Origin of the sequence: Rhodopseudomonas sp., from assembly GCF_013377015.1 — a bacterium.
Lineage (GTDB): Bacteria > Pseudomonadota > Alphaproteobacteria > Rhizobiales > Xanthobacteraceae > JARJEH01.
Genome location: NZ_JACABA010000004.1, coordinates 215,719 through 236,696, shown reverse-complemented (window position 1 = coordinate 236,696; position 20,978 = coordinate 215,719). Strand labels below are relative to the sequence as shown.

The 20,978-nt window shown below is 62.6% G+C and carries 25 protein-coding genes; 10 read left to right on the top strand and 15 right to left on the bottom strand.

Going from position 1 to position 20,978, the window contains the following annotated elements:
- Positions 1 to 3 precede the first annotated feature (3 nt).
- From HXX15_RS18565 to ykgO, 4 genes are all read right to left on the bottom strand, one after another.
- Positions 4 to 432: an OsmC family protein gene (locus HXX15_RS18565; protein WP_296517856.1), complete on the bottom strand. Its 429-nt coding sequence runs from the start codon at positions 430 to 432 to the stop codon at positions 4 to 6.
- Positions 433 to 469: 37 nt separating this feature from the next.
- Positions 470 to 1,432, bottom strand: a complete 963-nt coding sequence (locus HXX15_RS18560) for an alpha/beta hydrolase (protein WP_296517855.1) — start codon at positions 1,430 to 1,432, stop codon at positions 470 to 472.
- Positions 1,433 to 1,502: 70 nt separating this feature from the next.
- Positions 1,503 to 2,156: a tetratricopeptide repeat protein gene (locus HXX15_RS18555; protein ID WP_296517854.1), complete on the bottom strand. Its 654-nt coding sequence runs from the start codon at positions 2,154 to 2,156 to the stop codon at positions 1,503 to 1,505.
- A gap of 94 nt (positions 2,157 to 2,250) precedes the next feature.
- Complete coding sequence (gene ykgO, locus HXX15_RS18550) at positions 2,251 to 2,376, bottom strand: type B 50S ribosomal protein L36 (protein ID WP_011474396.1); 126 nt, start codon at positions 2,374 to 2,376, stop codon at positions 2,251 to 2,253.
- A gap of 327 nt (positions 2,377 to 2,703) precedes the next feature.
- On the opposite strand from ykgO, the gene HXX15_RS18545 reads away from it, so the two are divergent.
- Positions 2,704 to 3,588, top strand: coding sequence for an amidohydrolase family protein (locus tag HXX15_RS18545; protein WP_296517853.1), 885 nt, complete (start codon positions 2,704 to 2,706; stop codon positions 3,586 to 3,588).
- A gap of 4 nt (positions 3,589 to 3,592) precedes the next feature.
- On the opposite strand, the gene HXX15_RS18540 is transcribed toward HXX15_RS18545, so the two are convergent.
- The 4 genes from HXX15_RS18540 to HXX15_RS18525 form a co-directional block, all read right to left on the bottom strand.
- Entirely contained in the window at positions 3,593 to 5,008 is a 1,416-nt protein-coding gene (locus HXX15_RS18540; RefSeq protein WP_296517852.1) for an ATP-grasp domain-containing protein, read from the bottom strand.
- On the bottom strand, positions 4,891 to 5,529 hold the full coding sequence (locus HXX15_RS18535) for an NAD(P)H-dependent oxidoreductase (protein WP_296517851.1): 639 nt from the start codon (positions 5,527 to 5,529) through the stop codon (positions 4,891 to 4,893). The genes HXX15_RS18540 and HXX15_RS18535 overlap by 118 nt, the downstream gene beginning before the upstream one ends.
- Positions 5,530 to 5,608: 79 nt before the next feature.
- The gene (locus HXX15_RS18530) at positions 5,609 to 5,830 is read right to left on the bottom strand and encodes a hypothetical protein (RefSeq protein WP_296517850.1); all 222 of its coding nucleotides are present in this window, start codon (positions 5,828 to 5,830) and stop codon (positions 5,609 to 5,611) included.
- Positions 5,831 to 5,937: 107 nt separating this feature from the next.
- Positions 5,938 to 6,972 carry an ABC transporter substrate-binding protein gene (locus HXX15_RS18525; RefSeq protein WP_296517849.1) on the bottom strand — a complete coding sequence of 345 codons (1,035 nt, stop codon included), beginning with the start codon at positions 6,970 to 6,972 and terminating at the stop codon, positions 5,938 to 5,940.
- 324 nt (positions 6,973 to 7,296) lie between these two features.
- Here HXX15_RS18525 and HXX15_RS18520 point away from each other — a divergent pair, with 324 nt between their 5' ends.
- The 3 genes from HXX15_RS18520 (at position 7,297) to HXX15_RS18510 (ending at position 9,533) form a co-directional block, all read left to right on the top strand.
- Complete coding sequence (locus tag HXX15_RS18520) at positions 7,297 to 7,512, top strand: hypothetical protein (RefSeq protein WP_296517848.1); 216 nt, start codon at positions 7,297 to 7,299, stop codon at positions 7,510 to 7,512.
- 87 nt (positions 7,513 to 7,599) lie between these two features.
- On the top strand, positions 7,600 to 9,120 hold the full coding sequence (locus HXX15_RS18515) for a lyase family protein (protein WP_296517847.1): 1,521 nt from the start codon (positions 7,600 to 7,602) through the stop codon (positions 9,118 to 9,120).
- A gap of 197 nt (positions 9,121 to 9,317) precedes the next feature.
- Entirely contained in the window at positions 9,318 to 9,533 is a 216-nt protein-coding gene (locus HXX15_RS18510) for a hypothetical protein (RefSeq protein WP_296517846.1), read from the top strand.
- A gap of 39 nt (positions 9,534 to 9,572) precedes the next feature.
- Here the strand turns inward: HXX15_RS18510 and HXX15_RS18505 are convergent, their stop codons facing one another.
- Positions 9,573 to 10,535 carry a diguanylate cyclase gene (locus HXX15_RS18505; protein WP_296517845.1) on the bottom strand — a complete coding sequence of 321 codons (963 nt, stop codon included), beginning with the start codon at positions 10,533 to 10,535 and terminating at the stop codon, positions 9,573 to 9,575.
- A gap of 539 nt (positions 10,536 to 11,074) precedes the next feature.
- Between HXX15_RS18505 and HXX15_RS18500 the strand changes: the two genes are divergently transcribed.
- Positions 11,075 to 11,542, top strand: a complete 468-nt coding sequence (locus tag HXX15_RS18500; RefSeq protein WP_296517844.1) for a YbaK/EbsC family protein — start codon at positions 11,075 to 11,077, stop codon at positions 11,540 to 11,542.
- Positions 11,543 to 11,555: 13 nt separating this feature from the next.
- Here HXX15_RS18500 and HXX15_RS18495 read toward each other — a convergent pair whose 3' ends face one another.
- On the bottom strand, positions 11,556 to 12,203 hold the full coding sequence (locus tag HXX15_RS18495; protein WP_296517843.1) for a response regulator transcription factor: 648 nt from the start codon (positions 12,201 to 12,203) through the stop codon (positions 11,556 to 11,558).
- Positions 12,204 to 12,554: 351 nt separating this feature from the next.
- Here HXX15_RS18495 and HXX15_RS18490 point away from each other — a divergent pair, with 351 nt between their 5' ends.
- The 4 genes from HXX15_RS18490 to HXX15_RS18475 all read left to right on the top strand — a co-directional run bounded on the left by HXX15_RS18490 (position 12,555) and on the right by HXX15_RS18475 (position 14,069).
- The gene (locus HXX15_RS18490; RefSeq protein ID WP_296517842.1) at positions 12,555 to 12,767 is read left to right on the top strand and encodes a hypothetical protein; all 213 of its coding nucleotides are present in this window, start codon (positions 12,555 to 12,557) and stop codon (positions 12,765 to 12,767) included.
- Positions 12,768 to 12,849: 82 nt separating this feature from the next.
- Entirely contained in the window at positions 12,850 to 13,113 is a 264-nt protein-coding gene (locus HXX15_RS18485; RefSeq protein WP_296517841.1) for a hypothetical protein, read from the top strand.
- A 121-nt stretch (positions 13,114 to 13,234) separates the two neighbouring features.
- A complete protein-coding gene (locus tag HXX15_RS18480; RefSeq protein WP_296517840.1) occupies positions 13,235 to 13,420 on the top strand; it encodes a DUF2934 domain-containing protein in 186 nt (61 codons plus the stop codon).
- Positions 13,421 to 13,523: 103 nt separating this feature from the next.
- A complete protein-coding gene (locus HXX15_RS18475; RefSeq protein WP_296517839.1) occupies positions 13,524 to 14,069 on the top strand; it encodes an Hsp20/alpha crystallin family protein in 546 nt (181 codons plus the stop codon).
- A 164-nt stretch (positions 14,070 to 14,233) separates the two neighbouring features.
- Here the strand turns inward: HXX15_RS18475 and HXX15_RS18470 are convergent, their stop codons facing one another.
- From HXX15_RS18470 to HXX15_RS18460, 3 genes are all read right to left on the bottom strand, one after another.
- Positions 14,234 to 15,562, bottom strand: a complete 1,329-nt coding sequence (locus HXX15_RS18470) for a methyl-accepting chemotaxis protein (protein WP_296517838.1) — start codon at positions 15,560 to 15,562, stop codon at positions 14,234 to 14,236.
- Positions 15,537 to 16,052 (bottom strand): PAS domain-containing protein, encoded by a 516-nt coding sequence (locus tag HXX15_RS18465; protein ID WP_296517837.1) that lies wholly within the window; start codon positions 16,050 to 16,052, stop codon positions 15,537 to 15,539. Before HXX15_RS18465 ends, HXX15_RS18470 begins: the two co-directional genes overlap by 26 nt.
- 200 nt (positions 16,053 to 16,252) lie before the next feature.
- A complete protein-coding gene (locus HXX15_RS18460; protein ID WP_296517836.1) occupies positions 16,253 to 16,477 on the bottom strand; it encodes a hypothetical protein in 225 nt (74 codons plus the stop codon).
- Between the two features lie 418 nt (positions 16,478 to 16,895).
- On the opposite strand from HXX15_RS18460, the gene HXX15_RS18455 reads away from it, so the two are divergent.
- On the top strand, positions 16,896 to 18,260 hold the full coding sequence (locus HXX15_RS18455) for a polysaccharide biosynthesis C-terminal domain-containing protein (RefSeq protein WP_296517835.1): 1,365 nt from the start codon (positions 16,896 to 16,898) through the stop codon (positions 18,258 to 18,260).
- Positions 18,261 to 18,924: 664 nt separating this feature from the next.
- On the opposite strand, the gene HXX15_RS18450 is transcribed toward HXX15_RS18455, so the two are convergent.
- Both HXX15_RS18450 and HXX15_RS18445 read right to left on the bottom strand, forming a co-directional pair.
- Positions 18,925 to 19,713 (bottom strand): 3-hydroxybutyrate dehydrogenase, encoded by a 789-nt coding sequence (locus HXX15_RS18450; RefSeq protein ID WP_296517834.1) that lies wholly within the window; start codon positions 19,711 to 19,713, stop codon positions 18,925 to 18,927.
- 67 nt (positions 19,714 to 19,780) lie between these two features.
- Positions 19,781 to 20,929 carry a patatin-like phospholipase family protein gene (locus tag HXX15_RS18445; RefSeq protein WP_296517833.1) on the bottom strand — a complete coding sequence of 383 codons (1,149 nt, stop codon included), beginning with the start codon at positions 20,927 to 20,929 and terminating at the stop codon, positions 19,781 to 19,783.
- Positions 20,930 to 20,978: the final 49 nt, after the last annotated feature.

Here is a 20,978-nt window from a genome sequence, read left to right as displayed (position 1 = left end):
GTCTCAGCTCGTTAGCGTCGCGTCCAGCGTGATCTTGGTATTCAGCAGTTTCGACACCGGGCAGCCGGCCTTGGCCATGCCCGCCAATTCCTCGAATTTCGCCTTGTCGGCGCCGGGGATCTTCGCGGTCAGCGTCAGATGCACCGAGGTGATCGCAAAGCCGTCACCCACTTTCTCCAGCGTTACGTCGGCCTTGGTCTCCATGTGGTCGGCGGTGAGCTTGGCCTCGCCGAGGATCAACGACAACGCCATCGTGAAGCAGGCGGCATGCGCGGCGCCGATCAGTTCCTCCGGATTGGAGCCGGGCTTGCCCTCGAAGCGGCTGGCGAAGCCATAGGGATAATCACTGAGCGCGCCGCTCTTGGTCGAAATGGCGCCCTTGCCGTCCTTGATACCACCCTGCCACTTGGCCGATCCGGATGTCGTAGTCATGCGATACTCCATAGATTGGTTGGATGAAATTTGTAAGTTAGCGCATCGCCGATATCGGTTTTGTGTCAGACGGCGCGATCATCGCCTCGATCTCGCGCTGTACCAGATCGGGCGCCGCATTCTGCACCATGTGCCCGACATTTTGCAGCACGATCAGTTTGGCATTGGGAACCGTCGCCGCAAATGGCCGTGAATGGATCCTGAGCGACACCGTCGTGTCGGCGTCACCATGGATCACCACCGTTGGCACCTTGATATCGGCGTAACGCGACGACTGTTCCCGCACCGCGGGTTTCAGCGTCACCAGATCCCAGGCGTTGGCGAGGAATTCCCGCGGCCGCAGCAATAGCGGCGTGGCGGTGGTCTCGACATAGCCTTCCGGCATGATCTGCGGCTGAAAAACCGCGCGCACGCTCGGTCCGGTCAGCAGCCATCCGAGCGGCAGCGTGATCGTGGCGGCCAACAGCGGCCCGATCGCTGGCATCGTCACGATCTTGTTGTAGGTGCCGACGCCGCCGGGCCAGGGATGCGTGACCGGCGCCAGCATCACCAGCCCCGCGACCCGCGCCGGATAGTCCAGCGCCATCAGTGCACCGAGCGCCCCGGCCAGCGAATGCACCACCAGGATGGCGCCGCGGACGCCGAGGCTGTCGAGCGCCTGATCGATCATCTTCGCCTGCGTCGCGGGCGATGAGGGTTCCAGATCGTCACGCGTGCTCCAGCCGTGCCCGGGTCGATCGATCAGGATCACGCGATGGGTCCGCGCCAGCATCTCGCCGAGCGGCAGCCGCATCGCGCCGAGATTAGAACTGGCGCCGTGGACCATCACGATCGGCGGTCCGGCCGCATCACGCGGCCCGAGTTCGACGACATGCATCGTTCCGCCGGCGACATCGACGAGTTTGCCTTGCGGCGGATACTGCCACCGCAGCGCGACGATGCCGACCTGCGTGACCAGCGCCAGAGCGGCCAGCGCAGCCGCGGCACCTACAAGCATCATCAAGAATGTCCGGTAGAATTTGTGCACCGAGAAGTTACGCTCCGCCGTGGCGAAGGTTTCGGGTGCCCGATCAGATATCGCGGCCTTCGACCTTCTCGGTCAGGGTCTTGACCAGTTCCGGCACCTTTTCCAGGTGTGGATTGATCGCCAGCGCCCGGCGGAACGCATCGAGCGCGCGTTTGTCGTCGCCGAGGTCCTGCATGATCATGCCGAGCCCGGCCAGCGCGCCGAAATGGCGCGGCTCGCGAAGCAGCACCTGCTCTATATCCCCGAGCGAGCGGTTGTAGTCATTCTGCAAATAATACACCGTCGCGCGGCGGTTCCAGGCTTCGACATAGTCGGGTCGCAGCTTGACCACGGCGTCGAGCAATTTCAGCGCGACATCCATCTGCTTGGCGGCGATCGCGGTTTTCGCCCGCGACATCAACAGCGCGGTGGTATCGCTGCTGGTCTGGGTCCACAGCGCCCAGATCTTCGCCTCGACATGTTTGGCGCTGGCTTCGTCCGGCGCAGCTTTCAGTGCACCGAACAGAAAATCCAGTCCCTTGCCGCGATCGGTACTAACCCGGGGCAATCTGGGCGGCGGCTCCGGCGGCTTTAGCTGTTGTTTCTGTTGAATCTTTTCCGGAATCTGGGCCTGCACCGGAAGCGGCGTCAGCGCACCGGCGACGGCGAACAACGCTGCCAGCGTGGAATAGCGGAACGCGGAGAATCCAGAGGCCATCGATGAAGTGTAGACGCGCCTGATCGCGCTGCAAAGCAGCGGTTGCGTCAAAGGGCCGTGATGCGGACTGGTCAGGCGGGCTCGAAAGCCGGAATCAACCCTGGCGGGCCTTGAAGCGGCGCTGCACCTTGTTGATCACATAGACCCGGCCCTTGCGCCGCACGAGGCGGTTGTCGCGGTGGCGGGAGCGCAGCGATTTCAGCGAGTTACGGACCTTCATGGGACTATCCTGATGCTCTTGAAAGGCCGTGTGGGACTGGCCGAAAGTTGGAAAATAATGCTTGTCCCCGGCGCGGCCGAGCCACGCCAAGACCCGCAGTTCATAGGCCATCGGCCGGTGGAATGTCAATCGATCCGCCTGCCCGGCCGCGCTTTGCCGGTGGACCGCGCTCCCCGGTTTCAGCGACGGCGATCCGGCCGGAACCGGGCGCAAGGCGGTTGGCGCGGCCCCGAATTTCTTGGTAATCCGCTGCGGCAAGCTTGCGGCAAACCCGGGTCAGTTCCATGGCAGGGGTTTTCGCCCCTCCCCACCCGTCAGGATGCCCCCATGACCCAACTCGCGCTGCTCAATCCCGACGACCTGGTAGCGATCGACATCCACACCCATGCGGAGGAGCCGTGCGGCTGCCATGGCGACGACGGCTATGACGATTTCCAGGCCAAGATGGCCGAGTACTTCAAGTCGCCGAACAAGCATCCGCCGACCGTGCCGGAGACCGCCGCTTACTATCGCGCCAAGAAGATCGCCGCGGTGATCTTCCCGGTCGATGCCGAGCGCGAGACCGGCTTTCGCCGTTACAACAACGACGAGATGATCGAACTTGCGCGGCAGAATGCCGACGTGCTGATTCCGTTCGCCTCGATCGATCCGCACAAGGGCAAGATCGGCGTCCGCGAGGCGCGGCGGCTGATCGCCGACTACGGCATCAAGGGGTTCAAGTTCCATCCGACCATGCAGGGATTCTATCCGAACGACCGGATGGCCTATCCGCTGTACGAGGCGATCCAGGAAGGCGGCGCGATCGCGCTGTTCCACACCGGGCAGACCGGCGTCGGCTCCGGCATGCCGGGCGGCAACGGCATGCGGCTGAAATATTCCAACCCGATGCATATCGACGACGTCGCGGTGGATTTTCCCGACCTAAAGATCATCCTCGCGCATCCCTCGTTCCCCTGGCAGGAAGAGGCGCTGAGCGTCGCGACCCACAAGCCGAACGTCTATATCGACCTGTCCGGCTGGTCGCCGAAGTACTTCCCGCCGATCCTGGTGCGCTACATCAACTCCATGTTGCAGGACAAGATGCTGTTCGGCTCGGACTGGCCGGTGATCACCCCGGATCGCTGGATGGCGGACTTCGCCAAGCTCGAGATCCGCGACGAGATCCGGCCGAAGGTGCTGAAAAACAACGCGCGCAAACTGCTGGGGATCTGACGCGCTACAAGATCGCCACATCGGTGTCGTGAACGTATCGGTCCGCAGCCTGTTCCGCTAGTAGCTGCGTGGCGCCGGTGGCGATCACGTATCCGATACGGTCACCATTGCTCAGGGGCGGCTTCACCAAATCGCCTGGCTTCTTGAAGAGCACGACCCTGCAGATCTCGTCGCCGGTCCGCTGCGGCAGGTCGATGGAGGACAGCGTTCCCGCACGCGCAGCGGTCATCCAGCGGATGGCGCTAAAGGCACGCGGCTGGATGTCGCGCAATTCCGCGAGCGATGCGCCAAGATGCAGGTCGATCAGATCCAGATTGATCGAACGCTGCAGCGCATAGCCCATCTGATAGGGAATCTGGGCGCTGACCAGCCGCGGATTGACCTCGACCAGATACGGCCCGTCGTCGGCGACGATCATCTCGATATGCGCGGCGCCGAAATCGAAATTCACCGCGTCGAGGATCTGGAAGGCATAGTCTTTGATGGCCGTCGTATCGTATCGCGCCGAAGGAAAGCAGCTGCCGCGAATGGCAAACGACGGCGGCGGGAACATCAGCTTGTCGTTGATCCCCAGCAGGACTCGCTCCTGCGTGTTGGAAAAAACGTCGCAGCCGATCATGCTGCCGCGGATGTATTGCTCGACCGAATAGCGGTTGTTGGCCTGGACGCCGAGGCCGTAGTCGATGGGATGCGCGGTGAGCCCGTCCAGCAATTCGAGCAGCCGCTCCAGTTCTTCCTTCGACTCGACCACATTGACGTTCTGCGATCCGTAGCCGTCGGCGGGCTTCACCAGCACCGGGAATCCGATTTGCAGCACGGCGGCGTGCACCTGATCGGCGCTCTCGGCGAGAGCGAATTTCGGCTGCCGGATCCCCTTGCGCGCCAGGGTCTGGCGCACGCTGACCTTGTCGCGCATCAGCCTGGTCGTTGCGGGGTTCAAGAACCGCAGATCCAGTTTCTCAGCCAGCAGGCTGGCCTCCACCAGGCGAATGTCGATCAGGCAGAGGATGGCGTCGACGGCCCGGCGCGCGTGCAGCGCGAGTGCGGCCTGCTCGAGCTGTGGGTAGGTGAAGGGGGCGACCTCGATGACCTCGCGGGCCTGCGCCAGCGCGGCCAGGGTCGCCTCGCCCTGCGAGCGATAGTGGGCAAGGTCGGCGGTCACGAAGGTGACGTCGTGGCCCGCGGCGACGGCATCCTCCAGCAACGCGAAATCGTTACCGCCGGGAACTTCAAGGAGCAGGAGATGTGCCATGCATGCGGCTCCGTTGGCTGAATTTGGATCGCTGCCGCGGCGTTCCGTCGTCAGGCCGCGGCGCGCGCGGAACGCAGGCTCTCGACGACCGTGACGAACCGCTTCAGCACGTTCTCGATGTGTTCGGCGAAACCGTCGTGGAAACGAAAGCGATCGTCGACGATGCATTGCTCTGCGTCGGACACGCAGATCTGGTCGGCGACGACGGTGCAGCCAAGATAGGAAAAGATCGACCGCGCATTCTGCAGGCCGAGAATTCCGCCTGTCCACCCCGTCGATGCGCTCGCCAGCAGCAGCGGCCGACCGTGAAACGCATTGCGCGCGGCGTAGCGGGAGTCGATCCGCGGCAGTCGCGAGACCCAGTCGACTGTATTCTTGAGATAGGACGACACGTGACCGTTGTATTCCGGCGATGCGACGATGAGCCCGTCGGCAGATTCAAAGCGGTGGTGAAGGCCGATGACCTTGGCCAGCACGAGTTCGGATTGCTCGAGATCCTGATCGAACAGCGGCAGGTCGACGTCGGCCGGTGTCAGCATGTCGATGTCGCATGCGGAGCCGAGCACCGATACAAAATGTCGTAGCAAGCGGCTTTGGTGTGATTCGCGGCGCAGGCTGCCGGAAAACAGCAACAGGCGCGGAACTGAGTCGACGCGACGGTCCGGAATGGCAGGCGCCTGATCTTGCATGGTTAAAGTCAATCACCCTGGCGGGGTGCGGCAGAAGGGCGAGCGGAACGACCCTGCTCGCGTTCGCCCGTCTCCGGCGTCAGGCGGTCTTGTTGACCTGCGAGCCGATGCCGCTGTCGGCAAGGAGGCTTGCCACCAAGGCGTCGCCGCTGGCCGAGGATGCCTTCGAATCGGCCGGCGGTGACGGCGGCGGGGCGGGCTGCGAAACCGGGCGCGAGACCTGGGCCGAAAAGCCCCGGCTGGCGCCGATCGACATTCCCATTGGAATCTCCAGTTCGGGTAGGTCGGACGGTGCCGACACGTTGCTGTCCTGCCGTCCTACGCCGCAGGGAACAAGATTTGGTTAACAAAGTATTCCTTAATAGTACGGGACGGGTCGGGATGCTGGCGCCGGTGACATCCCGACGGTCAGATCGGCCTGCGCAACTCCATTCCAAACCCCTTGTTGACGAAGCGCGTGTCGACCGCGTGCCGCCAGTCGATGGCGGGCGTTTGGACCCCGGCGCGAACCATGCGGTCGAAGAAGCTTTTCACCCGGGCCTCGTCCATGGCACCGATGCCGGAAATATTCGTTTGGTTTGAATCGACGATACCCTGCGCCTTGATCTGGCCGACCGCATAGGCGATAGCGTCGTCGCTGATCTCCGTGTTGTGCTTCTTGATCAGGGCATTGGCGGCGGAATTGTCGGCGTAGAGATAGTTGTACCAGCCGGCGATCGACGCCTCGATGAATTTCTGGCAGGTCGCAGGGCGCTCCTTCACCAGCCGCGAGGTGGTCTCGATGGTGCTGGCATAGGTGTCGTAGCCGTAATCGGCGAGCAGGAACACCTTCGGCTGGAATCCCGCCATCCGCTGGATGCTGAACGGCTCCGACGTCAGGTAGCCCTGCATGGCCGAGCGCTTGTCGGCGATAAACGGCTGCGGGTTGAACGTGTAGAGCTTCAGTTGCTCGTCGCGGAAGCCATAGTCCTTCTTCAGCCACTGGAAATAGGAGATCGCGCCCTCTTTCGAGATGAACAGTGTCGGCAGCGTCTGCAGGTCGGAGAACTGTTCGATACCCTGGCCGGGATGGGCAATCAGGACCTGCGGATCCTTCTGGAACATCGCGGCCACGACCACCGTGGGAATATTCTGCTCGACGGCTGAAAACGCCTGCAGCAGGTTCGATCCCATGCAGAAGTCGATCCGCCCTGCGGACAGCAGTCGGCGATTGTTGTTCTGTGGGCCACCCGGAAGGATGGTCACGTCCAGACCGAAGCGGTCATAGGTGCCGTCGGCCAGCGCCTGGTAGTAGCCGCCATGTTCGGCCTGGGCCAGCCAGCTGGTGCCGAACGTGACTTTCTCGCGCCCCTGCGCGATGGCGAAGCTGCTGGCGGCGGTCGACGACATGATGCCGCCGAGCAGGGAACGCCGCGACAGGCTGGTTCTTGCTATTCTATTCATTCTCAGCCTGCTCGATTGATTCCGGGCGCGTCTAACGCTCTTCGGACGCCACATCTACGAGCGGGCAGCGACCTGCGCCGCAACTGCCTTGCACCCTAACGCATGGACCGGCATCTGCCCGGCCACAGGCCGAATCAGCAAGTTCTTTAGGTGCTTGGTGCCTTCAAGACAATCGCGCGGAGGGGAAAGCAAGCCATTTCTTCAGAATTGAACACAATCGAGATGAAGCAAATTGCAAATTCCCGGCCAACATCGTTATTGAAGGCTGCGGGGTCCCACTGTATCGCGGGACCGCATGCCAAGAGATCAAAAACGGGAGTCGACATGTCCGCAACCGAGATCGCGAAGCTGCATTTCTCCGCGGCCGTCAATGAGGCAGAAGCGGCCGGGCTGGGCGATGAAGGCGTCTGCCGCTCGCTGCTCGGCCTCGTCGTCGCCAGATATCTCGAATCCAGGAGCGTCGCCGACGTCCAGGCCGAGCTTCGCTTTGTCGCCGAGAATTGCGATCCCGAGTCCGATTTCATGTTCATGCGCCCCTAGGACAAACGCGTCAGCATCGCGCAACCACATCGGACCGACAGGGCTGACCGCCTATCCCGCCAACGCCGAGCCTGAGTCGAGACCATCATGTCGAAGTTCAACACCTGCGTCGCAGCCGTTGTACTGACCGTCGCCGCGCTTCCCGCCTTCGCCCAGCAGCCGGCGCCGGCCGCGCCGGGCCGCGACGACTTCTTCTGGCTCGGCGAGATCAACAAGGCCAGCGCCGTCATCAACACCGAGCAAGGCCTGCTGGACCGCGCCATCGCGCCGCGGATCGCCGCCGGGCTCGACACCATGCTGAAGGCCGGCGCACAGCCCGGCGCCAGCCGCCCCACTTTGGTCATCACCTTCGAGCCGCTTTTGATCGCCGCCGCGGGCGTCGAGGCGACGCTGCTGCACGCCGGCCGCTCCAGTCAGGACATGCTCGCCACTGTCCGCGCCGCGATCATGCGCGACGAGGTGCTGAAGCTGGCAGCACAAATCAACGCCACCACCGCCTCGATGGTCCGGCTGGCCGAGACCAATGTCGGCACCATCGTGCCGAACTACACCAACGGCGTCGCCGCGCAGCCCAACAGCTATGGCCATTATCTGCTCGGCCATGTCGCGGGGCTGGAGCGCGACGCGCAGCGGCTGCGCGAGGCCTATGCAAGGCTCGACCGCTCGGCGATGGGCACCACGGTGCTGAACGGCACCAGCTGGCCGCTGAACCGCGACCGCATGGCGAATTATCTCGGCTTCTCCGCCACGGTCGACAACGCCTATGACGCAGCCCAAATCCTCGCCACCGAGATGCCGGTCGAGATCGGCGCGCTGGCCACCAGCATTGCGCTCCACACCGGCGCCTTCGTCCAGGACGTCATGACCCAATACGCGCAGCCGCGACCCTGGATCCTGCTGCAGGAGGGCGGCGGCAACACCTATGTCTCCAGCGCGATGCCGCAGAAGCGCAACCCCGGCCTGTTGAACGACACCCGCGCCCAGGCCTCGATGGTGATCGCACTCGGCATCGGGCGTGCGATCGAAGCCCACAATATTCCGCCCGGCATGTCCGACGCCAAGAGCGTCAAGGACAATGTCGCGGTGATCGCAGGCGCCACGCGGATGCTACAAAGTTGGGATCGCATCCTGAACGCGCTGGTGATCAGCCCGGAGCGGGCGCTGGAGGAGTTGAACAGCGACTGGACCGCCTCGCAGGAGCTCGCCGACCTGCTGATGCGCAAATATCGGCTGCCGTTCCGCGCCGGCCATCATTTCGCGTCCGAGATCGTCGACTACGCCAAGGCCAACAACATCAAGCCGACCGATTTCCCCTATGCGGAGGCGCAGCGCATCTACGCCAAGACGCTGGCGGAGATGAAGCTGGACGGCGGCGCGCTGCCGATCAGCGAGGCGGAATTCCGCGCGACGCTGGACCCCGTCGCCATCGTCCGCAACCGCGCCACCGCCGGTGGACCGCAGCCCGCCGAAATGGGCCGGATGTTGAGCGCCGCCAAGCAGACGCTGACGGCGCAGAGCGGCTGGATCGACGAACGGCGCGGCCGGATCGACGCCGCGCTGGCCTCGCTCGACGGCGACTTCGCCAAACTGCTGCCCGCCGCCAAGTAGATATCGGCCAGCCGCGCAACGACATTGCGCGACGCGGGGCACGCCTTCGTCGACGGCGCCCAACCGCCGGAACCGTCGGAGAACGGGACCAATGATAGTTGGTACGCCTTCCGGGCCAACGTCGTTATTGAAGCGCGCAATGCAACACCCATTGCATTGCGGGACCATATGCCAAGAAATCAACAAGGGAAAGCGAAATGACCGCAACCGAGATCGCGAAGCGTCATTTTTCAGCGGCCGTCGAACAGGCCGAAGCGGCGGGACTGGGCCACGAAGGCGTCTGCCGTTCGCTGCTCGGCCTCGTCGTCGCGAAATATCTCGAATCCAGGAATGTCGCCGACGTGCAGTCGGAGTTGCGCTTCGTCGCCGAGAATTGCGACCCCGATGCCGACTTCATGTTCATGCGCCCCTAGCGCACCCTCCGCACCAGCGGGCGCTGCAATGAAGATCCGTCAAGCGACGCTCTCCAGTGACGGCTGGCCAACTGGCATTTCCGCGGCGTTAGCCGACTTGCGAGGTTGGGCCACGCTCGCGTCGGCCCAGCACCAGCGGTCGCGACCGGCAGCTTTCGCTGCGTAGAGCGCCTGGTCGCCGCGCGCAACTGCGCGCTCCATCTCCTCACCCGGCTCGACCTCGGCCAGGCCGGAGCTGACACGCAAATACAGCGGCTGATTGTCGGGCAATTTCATTGGATGATTCCTGAATGCCCGCAATAGCCGGTCAGCCGCGACAGCGGCGTCTTCGGCGACGTTCACCTGAATGATCTGCAAGAACTCCTCGCCGCCGAATCGGAATATCGGCTCGTCCTTGCGTGCCTGCGCAGACATGATGCTCGCGGCATGCTTCAAGGCCTGATCACCAATACCGTGTCCGTAGGTGTCGTTGACGAGTTTGAAATGATCGATGTCGATCATCATCAACACCACCTTCTTGCCAAGACGGTTCGCGCTTGATCGAAAGCGTGCGAATTCGGTCTCGAGCCCATACCGCAGCGGCAGGCCGGTGAGCGTGTCCAGTCGCGCGCTTTGCGCGAGAAATCCCGTCTTGAAATGCGCCAGTTCAGAGATGAAGGCGACCTGGCTGGCCTCAAAGACTTCAAGGTCGGCCAATTGACCGACGCCGTCGTCGAGTATCGCGGAACACAATTTGCGCACCGCACCGTGCATGCGCTTGTGCTGGTGCGACAACCGGATGGTGGCGGCCTCGTCAATCTCGCTGAAACGCGAACGATGCGCACCCAGCCACTGGCCAAACCGGCAGCGACAATGGGCGTCATGGGCAAGAACGTCCCTGCCGGGCGACGTTCGCAACACGGCACACCGCAAGATGCGGCGGGTCCAGCCCAAATGCGCCTCGACGGCCGCATCCAGTTCACAAATGAATTCTTCAACCTGCTCGGGAAACAATGTTGGCATTTGTCGACTCGAGGTGCTCAGGGAACGATTGACCAAGCATGGCTTGGCCGACGCGATGGGAAAAAGGCCGCACAGCTTCTAGAATCGTTGCCGACGATGCCGGCGCATGTCGCATCGCTTGCTCACGGTCGACGCCGCCCGAAAAGATGCCCACGTAACGTTCTCCCTTGACGGTATGATTACACGGCACAAATGGAGAAGATGTTAGGAGTTTCAGTTAGCGCGAAATTAAGCGGCTCTCTCGGGCATCGACGACGCGCTCATCACCTCTGCTCGGACGCGGCGAGAGATGGCTGGCTTCCGTGCGGCGATACTTCAATTGGCTCTGATGATGCGCTAGCGTCGGGCGGTATCACCGAGGCCGAGCGTGATCGCAACAATGGGTGGCAGCGCGACGCATTCACACGCGATCGGAACTGCCGCACTTGGTGTCGGCGCGGTGACGCCTCCTGCCACGGTTTCAGGATCGCCGTCCGGGCTGCGCTGCGCTTGCAGCGCAGGCACGGCATGACGGTCGATTTGAACCGAAGGCAGCAGTCATGAGTCTTGAGTCCGTCCGCGCGTTCTTCGCCGCCCATGCCCCCGAGATCGCGGTGCTGGAATCGACGATGAGTTCGGCGACCGTGGCGCTGGCGGCCGAGGCCTATGGCGTGCCGCCGGAGCAAATCGCCAAGACGCTGTCGCTGCGGATCGGCGCGCGCGTGGTGCTGGTGGTCACCAGCGGCACCGCCCGGCTCGACAACAAGAAGGCCAAGGCCGCGTTCGGCGGCAAGCCGAAGATGCTCGGCGTTCACGAAGTCGCCGAGATCACCGGCCACGAGGTCGGCGGCGTCTGCCCGTTCGGGCTGAAGACGCCGCTGCCGATCTATTGCGACATTTCGCTGCGGGCCTTCGACATCGTGGTGCCGGCCGCGGGCTCGATCCACAGCGCGGTGCGGATCGCACCGCAGCGGATGGCCGAGCTCGTCAATGCCGAATGGGTCGATGTCTGCGAAGCGCGGGCGTGAGGCCGGGCAGCGGTTACATGTCGGCCAGCCAGCCAATCCGCGACGCATAACGCACCAGATCGGCGCGGCTCTTGATGTCCAGCTTGTTGAGCCCACGGGCCTTGAAGGTTTCGATCGTCTTGACGCCGACGCGGGCTGAAATTTCCCTGTTGGTCAGCCCATGCGAACACAGTTTCAGCACCTGGGTCTCTCGCTCCGATAATTCCCGGATCGCCGAGGTCTCAGTGGCGCCGAAGATCGAGGGCCGATTCAGCGTCCGAAAGGCGACCGCCGGATCGATATAGAGGCCTCCCACCAGAACGACCCGAATGGCGATGGCAAGATTCGCGGCGGCCGATCGCTCCACCAGATAGCCTCGCGCGCCGGCCTCGATGGCCTGCGTCAGATAGGTTCGATCCTCACTTACCGAGAGAATCAGGATGCGAACCTTCGGCATCTCCGCGCCGACGTGGCGTGTCAGCATGATGCCGTCCATTCCCGGCAAAGCGATATCGACAATGGCTGCATCGGGTTTCGATCTACGAATCCCGTCCAGCGCAGCCGGTCCCGTCTCGGCTTCGCCCACGACCTCGAAATCGGCCTCCGCCGCGATCAGCCTATGCAATCCGGCCAGAATGAGCGGATGATCGTCGGCAACAAAGATACGAGACTTGGTAGTCACCGCGTGACGTCCTCAAAACTTCGTCGATCAGAAACGGTGTCCCTGAGACCGCGGTTCGACAGATAGCGAACTCACTTTTCGTTATCAAATCCGATGCGCAAACGTCACGCGATCATAGATCGAGACTGGAGATTTCGCCAACGTTAGCTATCGTAGCACGCAAACGACGGTACGTCAGGCTTAACCTGACCATAGCCGGCACGTAATTCTTACGTGGTGATCCGGAATAGGCTTGAGTCGCATACCGTGCCGACATCTCCTGGCGGGATGCATAGGCTTCATCATCACCTTGTTGCCGTCGGCAGCTCAGGCGACTGATCGCATTCTCGCCTCATCTCCGGGAGACGGCCCATGCAGCAGTTCATCCGCAATGAGAACTTCAAGCTTTATCGCCGGGCGCTGAATGAAAGCTCAGACCACGACCAGCGCAGGGTGCTGAAGGCGCTGCTTCAGATTCTGGTCGTCCAGCAAGCCGCACATGCGGCGCAACCAAGGCAAATGAAGCCGGAAACCACACCCGAAACTCAACTTTCATCGCCGGCATGCCCTTCCCGGGAACGGTGATGGAATGGCGATTCCCCGGAACGACTTTGCCCCCACCGGATCCGGGGGATCGCCGTCAATTCATCAACCTTGAGCAATTGAAATGACCGAATTGCAGTTGAGACGATTTCTGCCAGGGCAGTTCGATTTGCTGCAGAGCGCCTTAATTCATGCGACCAGGGCCTTGACGAAGACCGAGCGCCTCCCGGCGATCCAGGCATGTTTGGCGGACAAGATTCTTGCCCTCGCCGCGTCCGGAGAAGGCGACCCGGTGCGGCTGAGCAAAGCCGCACTCGCAGCCATGCGCGCGTGCCTTGCCGAGTGCAGGGGGTGTCGATCCAGAGAGGATGAGTTCGATGCCAGCTAGAGATTTCGGTTCGGCTTCGCCTCGCCGCAGAAATTGGAGAATTGATTTTTTAAATCTTGGGATCGGCTGACCATCGTCCGGATGCGACGCGACCCGATGACCGTGAGAAGGAGCAGACGCCATGGATCAAGCAACGCAAAACCTCATCAACTGCCGGGCCTATCAACTCTGGGAAACGGCAGGACAACCCAGCGGGCGCGACACCGAATTCTGGCTGATCGCCGAACAGGAAATCGCGCCGTCCGCGAAGCCTGCTGAATCGGTCGAGGCCCGGCCCGAGCCGGCCGAAATGGCACTGGTCGCGTAGCAGCCGGTTGAGTCTGAAGTCTCACCTGTCGGGATATCGAGCGGAAGCGAGAAGTCCTTAGCGGGGGAAGTGTCGTCCTTTCAGTTGATAGGAGAATTTCATTATGGCTGAAGCTGCAACCAAGCTGCCGGTGAAAACCGAAGAAAAGAAAGTCGACCAAGCCGCCACCGCGGTGCAGGCATGGCGCCCGCTTGAAGGCCTGCGCCGGGAAGTCGATCGACTGTTCGAGGATTTCGATCGAGGTTCATGGCTGTCGCCGTTCCGCCGTTCGCCCTTCGATATCGAGCCGCTCTGGGGGCGTGGACTGAAATTGACCGCCACTCCGGCCGTCGACATCGTTGAGAACGACAGCGCCTACAAGGTCACCGCCGAGCTGCCCGGAATGGACGAGAAGAATTTTGAGGTGAAGCTCGACAACGGTGGGCTGACCATCAAGGGCGAAAAGCAGGAGGAGAAGGAGGAGAAGCAAAACGGCTATCATCTCCAGGAGCGCCGCTTCGGCTCATTCGAACGCTACTTTGCCATTCCGGAGGGCGTCGATGCCGACAAGATCGAAGCCAGCTTCAAGAAGGGCATACTGACGGTAACGCTCCCGAAGAAGCCCGACGCGAAAAAGCCCGCGAAAAAGATCGACGTCAAGGTTGCGTAAGGGCTGTTTGCCGGGAGTTTCCACAGCGGCAGAAATGGCGCTGATCGCGTAGCAGCGACCGCGCTCTGGATCGAGGCCCCAAGGCTTCGCGCCCGACCGGTTGCAGTTGGACAAGAGCCGGCCGGTTCGCACCTGGCCGGCCGGACCTTGTTGAACCGACCAGATCAACCAGCCTGGGCGCGGCGTTCCTGTTCGCCGCGGCGCAGTGATTGCAGAAAACTGCGGACCGTGTCGCCGAGCGTCGCCGCCTGTTCGGCGAGCGAGCTCGAAGCGCTGAGCGTGGTGCCGGCGTGCTGTTCGGTCTCGCCGACATTGACGCTGACGCCCTGAATATTGCCGGAAATATCGCGAATCCCGGCGAAAGCCTGCTCGATATTGCGGGCCACTTCGCCGGTGGCGGCGGTCTGCGCCTCCACCGCTCGCGCCACGTGATGGGTGATCTCGTCGACCTCGCCGATGGTTTGGCTGATGTTCGCGATCGCGTCCGCGGCCTCCTTGGTGGTTTCCTGCACTTCGGCGATGCTCACCGAGATATCCTGGGTCGCCTTCGCGGTCTGCGCCGCGAGCGATTTCACCTCCTGGGCGACCACCGAGAAGCCCCTGCCCGCCTCGCCGGCGCGGGCCGCTTCGATCGTCGCATTGAGCGCCAGCAGATTGGTCTGGGCGGCGATTTCATCGATCAGCTGCACGATGGTGCCGATCCGTTCCGTGGCGCTGCGCAAGCCGCCGACGGTGACGCGGGCGCTTTCGGCGTTCGACACCGCCGCCTTGGCGATCGCGGCCGAGCGGTTGACGTTGCCGAAGATCTCGTTGGCCGACGCGGTCAATTCGGTGGTCGCCGCCGCGACGGTCTCCATATTGGCGGCGGCCTGCTCGGACGCCGCCGACACCGCAAGCGCCCGCTCCCGCGTCGCCGCCACGCCGCGGCCGAGGCTGCTGGCGGTGTCGCCCATATTGTTCGAGGCCGCCGAAACGGTGCCGATTACCGCGCCGATCGCGCTTTCGAATTCGGCGGTGTTGGCGTTGAAGGCCGCGACGCGGAGTTCGATCGCCTGCATGGCGTCGTTGATGGTCTGACTGGCGATCAGCAGCGCGCCGCGCAGGCCCTGCGGCAGGATCCGACGATAATACTTGTCGTCGCGAATCGCCCCCATTGCGGCGCTGGCCTCGCGGACGAACGCATCGCAGCGGTCGATCATGTCGTTGAGGCCGTGCTGCAGCTCGCCGAGACGGCCGCCTTCGCGGCTATACATCACGCGGGCCTCGAAATCGCCGTCGGCGATCCGGCCGCAGACCTCTCCGAGCTGAGCCACCGCACGATCGAACCTGAACAGCAGCGCGCCGATTGCGCCCAGCGCCAGCGCGATCGCGGCCAGGCCGGCGGCCAGCAGCCACGGCGAGTCCAGCGCCGCGCCGATCGATGCGGCGATTAACGCCGCAGCCGCGACGGCGAGGCAGGCGACGGCCTTAGAGAGCGAAGACAAGCTGGTCATAGGACATGTTCTTTGAATTGACGAACGCGATCAGGCGGCGATATCCGGCTTCCAACGCCTCCTTGCCATTGCGGTGGCGGGCCTCCTCGGCCAGCAGCTCGGCATAGAGCGGCGCGAGAGCGCCGATGACGCGACGCTCGGGAACGCGGCGATTGGAGTGGTAGCCGATGATGTTGCGCTCGGAATCGAACGACGGCGTCACATGGGCGAACACCCAGTAGAAATCACCGTTCCGCGTGATGTTCTTGACGTAGGCGAAAATCTCACGCCCGTTCTGAATGGTATCCCATAGCAGTTTGAACACACAGCGCGGCATATCGGGGTGTCGCAGGATACTGTGCGGCTTGCCGATCAGTTCGGCCTCACTGTAACCGCACACCTGAGCGAACACTCTGTTGGCGTAGGTGATGCGACCTTTGGTGTCGGTTTTGGAAACGATGATGTCGTCGAAGAAGACTTCGACAGAAGTCGGCATGATAGCGTGGGTCACTGGCAACAATCCAACTGGGGTCGTCACTGGCGCCACTGTCGTTCGGACGAACGACCCGATGGCCTCGTACAGCTACGAGGATATTCTTAACGGTTAGTTGGCCCGCGCAACGAGCCGGTCGCTCGCGCGAAATAAACGCGAACGTTTTCGCCATGTCAGGCAATTTCCCGACAACTAACTGTTAGTTGGATGGCGGCCGATTACCGTTTGTCTTTTTGGCTACGGCCAATTCCGGCGACAAGCAGAAATGCGACCACCAGACTCGCGCCATTGAGAGCGCCACCACGGACCGCATCGGGCGACAGTTCAAGCTGGCTGTGCGCGATATAGTCCAAGGCCGCTGCAGCAACCAAGGCGACAATCGCCGCCACAACGAGTTGGCCGACGACCCGGACGGATAGTTTCGGCATTGGAATTTTCGGCATCGAGTAAATCCTGCCTGGAGATCAGTTTAGCGCGAACCAGGTATCGGGCTATCTGGCTGACCGTGTGTTGAGAACTTGTAGCATGTGTCGTGTGGCAAACCCGATCAACATTCCGAGGTTCCATCACGGGTCCACAGAACACGGTCGAAAATCGGGGGATCAAACGCCGAACGCGATCCATCACCTTATCTAAATACCCACGAAACTGCGATTCGCTCCGCTGTCCCGCGTCGGCTGATATTCAGTCCGATTCTCAATTTGCAATCTAACCGCTGTCCGCAGACCCCGCCTGTCCCGTATTGGTCAACGGTGCCTGGTTCGCCCAACCGAATCTTAACGAATCCTTGCTAGATCGGATCGCCGCGGGCTTTGCCTGCGGCCGCAACGCCAATCTCCAGGGTTTCGCGCTTTGGCTCTCATGGATGCTCAATCAGCAGCAACGCCGCTCGCGGGCCTGAAGGCGCGGCTGCGCGCAATGTTCGGCAGCTCCAATGAGAACTCGCTCACCAACCGGCTCGCCGGCACCATCTTCCTGATCCGCGTCGTCAGCGCCGCAATGGCCTATTTCGCGCAGATCCTGCTGGCGCGCTGGATGGGCGGCTCCGACTACGGCATCTACGTCTATGTCTGGACCTGGGTGCTGCTGCTTGGCAGCATGCTGGATTTCGGCTTCGCGACCTCGGCGCAAAAGATCATCCCGGAATATCGCGCGGTCGGCGATCTAGCGCTGCTGCGCGGCTTTCTGTCCGGCAGCCGTTGGGCGACACTGGCGGCGTCCAGCGCGGTGTCGCTGCTGCTCGCTGGTCTGGTCTGGACGCTGTCGTCGTCGATCGACGCCGCGACCGTGCTGCCGCTCTATATCGGCTGCCTGACGCTGCCGGCCTTCGTGGTCGCCAATACCCAGGACGGCATCGCGCGCTCGCACGACTGGATGCGGCTCGGCCTGATGCCGCAATTCATCATCCGGCAGGCGATGATCATCGGCTTCACCGCCGGCGCCTTTGCGCTCGGCTTCCATCTCGGCGCGGTGGTGGCGATGATCGCCAGTTGCGCAGCGGTGTGGATCGCGATGACCGGGCAGATGATCGCGCTGAACCGCCGGCTCGACGGCCACGTCGAGGCCGGTCCGAAGGCTTACGATTTTCGCGGCTGGCTTGCGGTGTCGCTGCCGATCCTGCTGGTCGAAGGCTTCTATCTGCTGTTGTCCTACAGCGACATCCTGGTGCTGCAGCAGTTCCGCTCGGCGGAGGAGGTCGGAATCTACTACGCGGTGGTGAAGACGCTGGCGCTGGTGTCGTTCATTCACTACGCGATGTCGGCGACCACCGCGCACCGCTTCACCGAATATCACGCCTCCGGCGACAAGGCCCGGCTGGCGGCCTATGTCGCGTATGCCATCAAGTGGACGTTCTGGCCGTCGCTGGCCGCGACCGTGGCGCTGCTGGCGCTGGGCAAGCCGCTGCTCTGGCTGTTCGGGCCGCAATTTGTCGGCGGTTACGACATCATGTTCATCGCCGCGATCGGGCTGGTAGTCCGCGCCGCAATCGGTCCGGTGGAACGGCTGCTCAACATGCTCGGGCATCAGCGGATCTGCGCCCTGGCCTATGCGCTGGCGTTCGCGATGAACATCGCGCTGTGCCTCGTGCTGGTGCCGCGCTACGGCGGCCACGGCGCCGCGGCGTCGACCTCGGCGGCGCTGGTGTTCGAAACCGTGCTGCTGTTCTGGATCGTGCGTCGCCGGCTAGGGCTGCACGTGCTGGCGTTCGGGAAGAAGGACGCTTAGCCGCTTCGCGGCAACCGGAGGTCGAGAACCTCTGCACGAACCTTAGGGGTTCGGTTCGCTGCCCGTCACAGCCTTGGCATCTGGAGCAAGAGGTCACGAACCTTTGGCAGCCTCAGTTGCGGGACAGCCCATGATCTGGCTGATCGGCTCAACATGCGCCGCGCACCTGAATCAGAAGGCGACGGCTTTTCGGCTGTTTCGAAGGCACGTACGTCATGAGCCATTCGCAGAAAGAAATCGGCAAGTTCCAACATTTCCGCAGCGTGTCGATCGGTTTTGGAAACCGATGCTTGGCTACGGTAGAAAGCTGCTCGTCCAAAAAGCTTCTGATGGTGCGACATGACGACGCCTCTGTTTGAAGCCATTGGGGCACACGTTCATTATATTTAATTCCTACCATCGCCGCTTCGTTCACGTTTGAGATGAATCAAGGCATCTCGAAGCGTTTGAATTCGCCGCCTTATTCGGTACATTTCAGAGTAGCGCAAAGCCGTGCAGCCTCGTCTGCAAGGAGGCTTGATCGGCGCACCGTCGTTTCCACGTCATGCCCGCGCTTGTCGCGAGCATCTACGACCACAGCCGAGGCATTCAACGTTCCCGTGGATGGCCGGGACAAGCCCGGCCACGACGAACACGAATGCCGAATGCCTGTGAGGAGCTGCCGCTACGCCGCGGTCCAGCCGCCGTCCATCGACAGATTGGCGCCGGTGATCTGGCTGGCGTCGTCGCCGCACAGATACAGCGCCAGGGCTGCGACCTGTTCGGAGGTGACGAACTGCTTGGTCGGCTGCGCCAGCAGCAGCACGTCGTTGATGACCTGCTCCTTGGTGAGATTGCGCGCCTTCATGGTGTCGGGAATCTGCTTCTCGACCAGCGGCGTCCAGACGTAACCCGGCGAGATGCAGTTGACGGTGATCTTGAAGGTCGCAAGCTCCAGCGCCGCGGTCTTGGTGAGACCGGCGATGCCGTGCTTGGCGGCCACATAGGCCGACTTGAACGGCGAGGCGACCAGCGAATGCGCCGAGGCGGTGTTGATGATGCGGCCCCAGCCGCGCTTCTTCATGCCGGGAATGGCGGCGCGGATGCCGTGAAACGCCGACGACAGATTGATGGCGATGATGGCGTCCCATTTCTCGATCGGAAAATCCTCGATCGGCGATACGAACTGAATGCCGGCATTGTTGACCAGGATGTCGACCGACCCGAAGGTGGTTTCGCCAAGCGCGATCATCCCGGCGATCTCGGCGGCCTTCATCATGTCGGCCGGCGAATACACGCATTTGACGCCGAAATCGGTCTCGATCGCCTTGCGTTCCTTCTCGATCTCGGCGGGCTCGCCCATGCCGTTGATGACGATGTTGGCTCCGGCCTTGGCGAAGGTTCGCGCATAGGCCAAGCCGATGCCGCTGGTCGAGCCGGTCACCACCGCGGTCTTGCCTGTCAGACTAACCATTCGCTTGCTCCTGTTTGATGTGATTTCGACAACGCCCGACGCGCGGGGGAAAGCTCTCTGAAGGACGCTATTTGAAGGCGTCGGCGGTGAGATCCCAGGTCACCATGGTCTCGCCGTTCTGCGGTTGTTGTAGCCAATCGGGATGCCGCATCGAGACGTAGACGTCCTGCTCGCCGGCCTTCCAGTGCTCGATCATGTTGAGGCGGGAGAAGTCGTAATCCTTCGACGACGCCTCGTAATCCTTTTTACGGTAGATCAGATGCACCACCGTGACGGTGTTTTCCTTGGCCGCCTCGTGCAGGATGGCGTAGGCGGGATCGTCGCGCAGCTCGTCCGGCAGCCGGCCGATCAGATCGCGCAGAGCGTTGCGGGTGTTGTGGATCTGCTTGTTCTTGTCGGTGTTGAGCCGGGTGCGACTGGAAAAGCGGATGTCCTTTTCGCGCTCGGCGGCTTCCAGCAGGGTTTCCGGCAAGCGGCCGCGGGCGCTGAACAGATCGACCTGGAAGATCAGCAGATCGTCGACCTGCTCGCAGTCCAGCACATAATCGAGCGGCGTATTGGAGGCGATGCCGCCGTCCCAGAAGAACTCGCCGTCGATCTCGATCGCCGGAAACCCCGGCGGCAGCGCCGCCGACGCCATGATGTGCTCGGGACCAATCTTCTGCTTGGTATTGTCGAAATAGGTGAAATTGCCGGTGACGATATTGACCGCGCCGACGCTGAGCCGGATGCCGTTGTGGTTGATCAGGTCGAAATCCACCAGCCGCTCCAGCGTCGCGCGCAGCGGCGTGGTGTCGTAATAGCTCAGTGACGCCAGATTGGTCGACGGAAACAGCTGCGCCGGCGGAAACCGCGGGCTGAAGAAGCCGGGCACACCGAATGCGGCGATCACCGCGGCACTGGTCTCGTTGTAGATCGAATGCGCGCGGTCGCTGTGCAGCATCGGCTGCCACGGCACCGGCGACGACGCCAGTTCCCAGAATTCCTTCAGCTTCGCGATGCGGTTCTCGCGCGGGTTGCCGGCGATGATCGCGGCATTGATCGCGCCGATAGAAATACCGGCGACCCATTGCGGCTCGAAATCGTGATGGCACAGCGCCTGATAGGCCCCGGCCTGATAGGAGCCGAGCGCGCCGCCGCCCTGCAGCACCAGCACCCGCCGCGCCTGCGCGGGGGTGGCGGCCGAGTCGGCCGGTTTATCGGAGGAAGAATCCATCATTTCCGATCGTGTCGTGTCACAACGGACGGCGCACCGTGGCGTTCCG

Excerpts from the sequence above, each read along its gene's own strand:
- HXX15_RS18490 (WP_296517842.1), top strand. The coding sequence starts at position 12,555 with ATGCAGCAGTTCATCCGCAATGAGAACTTCAAGCTTTATCGCCGGGCG.
- HXX15_RS18520 (WP_296517848.1), top strand. The coding sequence starts at position 7,297 with ATGTCCGCAACCGAGATCGCGAAGCTGCATTTCTCCGCGGCCGTCAAT.
- HXX15_RS18445 (WP_296517833.1), bottom strand. The coding sequence starts at position 20,929 with ATGGATTCTTCCTCCGATAAACCGGCCGACTCGGCCGCCACCCCCGCG.
- HXX15_RS18475 (WP_296517839.1), top strand. The coding sequence starts at position 13,524 with ATGGCTGAAGCTGCAACCAAGCTGCCGGTGAAAACCGAAGAAAAGAAA.
- HXX15_RS18480 (WP_296517840.1), top strand. The coding sequence starts at position 13,235 with ATGGATCAAGCAACGCAAAACCTCATCAACTGCCGGGCCTATCAACTC.
- HXX15_RS18455 (WP_296517835.1), top strand. The coding sequence starts at position 16,896 with ATGGATGCTCAATCAGCAGCAACGCCGCTCGCGGGCCTGAAGGCGCGG.
- HXX15_RS18505 (WP_296517845.1), bottom strand. The coding sequence starts at position 10,535 with ATGCCAACATTGTTTCCCGAGCAGGTTGAAGAATTCATTTGTGAACTG.
- HXX15_RS18470 (WP_296517838.1), bottom strand. The coding sequence starts at position 15,562 with ATGACCAGCTTGTCTTCGCTCTCTAAGGCCGTCGCCTGCCTCGCCGTC.
- HXX15_RS18525 (WP_296517849.1), bottom strand. The coding sequence starts at position 6,972 with ATGAATAGAATAGCAAGAACCAGCCTGTCGCGGCGTTCCCTGCTCGGC.
- HXX15_RS18510 (WP_296517846.1), top strand. The coding sequence starts at position 9,318 with ATGACCGCAACCGAGATCGCGAAGCGTCATTTTTCAGCGGCCGTCGAA.
- HXX15_RS18535 (WP_296517851.1), bottom strand. The coding sequence starts at position 5,529 with ATGCAAGATCAGGCGCCTGCCATTCCGGACCGTCGCGTCGACTCAGTT.
- ykgO (WP_011474396.1), bottom strand. The coding sequence starts at position 2,376 with ATGAAGGTCCGTAACTCGCTGAAATCGCTGCGCTCCCGCCACCGCGAC.
- HXX15_RS18565 (WP_296517856.1), bottom strand. The coding sequence starts at position 432 with ATGACTACGACATCCGGATCGGCCAAGTGGCAGGGTGGTATCAAGGAC.
- HXX15_RS18485 (WP_296517841.1), top strand. The coding sequence starts at position 12,850 with ATGACCGAATTGCAGTTGAGACGATTTCTGCCAGGGCAGTTCGATTTG.
- HXX15_RS18545 (WP_296517853.1), top strand. The coding sequence starts at position 2,704 with ATGACCCAACTCGCGCTGCTCAATCCCGACGACCTGGTAGCGATCGAC.
- HXX15_RS18515 (WP_296517847.1), top strand. The coding sequence starts at position 7,600 with ATGTCGAAGTTCAACACCTGCGTCGCAGCCGTTGTACTGACCGTCGCC.
- HXX15_RS18500 (WP_296517844.1), top strand. The coding sequence starts at position 11,075 with ATGAGTCTTGAGTCCGTCCGCGCGTTCTTCGCCGCCCATGCCCCCGAG.
- HXX15_RS18460 (WP_296517836.1), bottom strand. The coding sequence starts at position 16,477 with ATGCCGAAAATTCCAATGCCGAAACTATCCGTCCGGGTCGTCGGCCAA.
- HXX15_RS18560 (WP_296517855.1), bottom strand. The coding sequence starts at position 1,432 with ATGATGCTTGTAGGTGCCGCGGCTGCGCTGGCCGCTCTGGCGCTGGTC.
- HXX15_RS18555 (WP_296517854.1), bottom strand. The coding sequence starts at position 2,156 with ATGGCCTCTGGATTCTCCGCGTTCCGCTATTCCACGCTGGCAGCGTTG.
- HXX15_RS18450 (WP_296517834.1), bottom strand. The coding sequence starts at position 19,713 with ATGGTTAGTCTGACAGGCAAGACCGCGGTGGTGACCGGCTCGACCAGC.
- HXX15_RS18540 (WP_296517852.1), bottom strand. The coding sequence starts at position 5,008 with ATGCATCGTCGACGATCGCTTTCGTTTCCACGACGGTTTCGCCGAACA.